The 2,047-nt window shown below is 43.1% G+C and carries 1 protein-coding gene; it reads left to right on the top strand.

Annotated features, from left to right (window positions below; genetic code table 11):
- Positions 1-780: 780 nt before the first annotated feature.
- The coding region (ltrA, locus tag I6E24_RS16045) for a group II intron reverse transcriptase/maturase (protein ID WP_235329693.1) at positions 781-2,047 on the top strand (1,267 nt) is incomplete at its 3' end.

The raw sequence follows: 2,047 nt of genomic DNA, 5'->3' as shown, positions 1-2,047 counted from the left end.
AAAATAAGCAGTCACGCAAGAAATGAGTATAAAACTTATATTTTCAATCACAAAAGGGTTTACAAATATGCCAAACCACATAATGCTTAAGATTGACAGAATAAATCACAGTCATAATATTATAACTATTTAATAAAACTTGGAACACGCAAACTACTAAAATCTTTAGTAGAAATACTAGCACATTTAGTAGTTCATGAAATATATTTGTTATATTTGCAAAAACGGTGCGACAAGAAGTCGTACAAGTAATTGTTCAGCATGATGTCTGAACCTGTTGTTCCGTCAACAGTAGCCTAAAGAGGCGTGCTTTACGGGTAATTGTTTGGTGCGAAGCCCTCTTGACAATATGGTTCTGTGCAGAAATATCCAATGCATAGGCTGTTAGGCTGACCGATATGAGTAACACATGTGAACCGCTGCACCACCGTAACAAATGAATAGCTTACGGATATTTACAAGCTATAGCCAAAAGGCTGGCAGTCAAGATGGCTCTCTCGTTTTTGGAGCCACACGGATGTAGTACTGCCGGTGGATGGGCGGACTCTAAGTCGGTCGTCAGTTACTTGTACGGAACTTGGTAAGCCCGTATTTCTCCTACTATATATAGCAGGTAAGCCAATCGCAAGAGAAGCCGAATGAAGTGCGGGTAAAGGATTGCGGAGAAAGCGAATGCTTCCGCGTAATGCGGAAGATAGAGGTTTAAACGTCACCTCATGCGAAAGCAGGCAGACTTCCGCAGGGTAATTCTTTGTGAAACGATTGTAGAACTTTAACGGAATGAAGAAACAGCAAAGGAGCGAGGCGAAAGCCGAGTGTGCATCTTCAGCCGAGAGTAACACGACATGGAAAGACATTGACTTTCATAAGTGTGAATGCAAGGTTAGAAAGCTGCAAGTCCGAATAGCAAAGGCTCATACAGGAAGGAGGTACAACAAGGTTAAAGCCTTGCAGCACCTGCTTGTCACTTCGTTCGAAGCCAAGGCATTGGCAGTAAGGAAAGTGACCTCCAATAAAGGCAAGCGCACGGCAGGGGTTGACCACATAAAGTGGGACACCGATGCTAAGAAAATAGAAGCTATACGTTCTTTGACACGGAGAGGATACAAAGCCCTCCCATTGAAAAGGGTCAACATACCTAAGGCAAACGGCAAGACAAGACCGTTGGGAATACCGACCATGAAAGACAGAGCCATGCAGGCACTGTATCTTATGGCATTGGAACCAATAACGGAAAGTGAAGCGGATGCGAACTCTTACGGATTCAGAAAATTCAGAGGTACGGCAGATGCAATAGACGCACTCCACAGATGGCTGAGCAAGAGTTATTCTCCCGAATGGATTTTGGAGGGAGACATAAAAGGATGCTTCGACCATATCAGCCATGAATGGCTTCTCGATAACGTACGAATCGACAGGCATATATTAAGGAAATGGCTGAAAAGTGGAGTTGTATTCAACAAGTTGCTTCAACCGACACTTGAAGGGACACCGCAGGGTGGTATCATATCACCGACACTTGCAAATGCAACTCTTGACGGCATGGAAAGAATGCTCAAAGAGAAGTACAAGGCAAATTATGTCAATGGAAAACTGTACTACCCCAAAGTCAATCTCGTAAGATATGCGGACGACTTTATTGTCACAGCCGATAAAAGGGAAACATTACTTGAAATAAAGGAAATGTTGACAGCCTTTTTAAAGGAAAGAGGACTTACACTATCAGAGGAGAAGACACTGATAACACATATCAGTGAGGGATTTGACTTCTTGGGCTTCAATGTACGGAAGTACAACGGGACATTGTTAATAAAGCCCTCAAAGAAAAGTCAGAAACGCTTCACTGACAAACTGCATGAGGTTGTGCTGACCAAAGGCAAGGCATTATCCCAGAAGGAGCTGATAGAGAAACTCAATCCTATAATAAGGGGATGGGGTAACTACTACAGCCATGTGGTATCAAAGGAGGTGTTCTGTAGATGTGACCATATCCTGGTAAACCAACTTAAGAGATGGTCATATCGCAGACATACCAACAAGTCAAGGG

It is taken from the genome of Bacteroides caecigallinarum (genome assembly GCF_021530995.1).
Taxonomy (GTDB): Bacteria; Bacteroidota; Bacteroidia; order Bacteroidales; family Bacteroidaceae; genus Phocaeicola; species Phocaeicola faecigallinarum.
The sequence above is the reverse complement of the archived record's forward strand: the minus strand, read 5'-3'. Positions and strand labels throughout refer to the sequence as shown.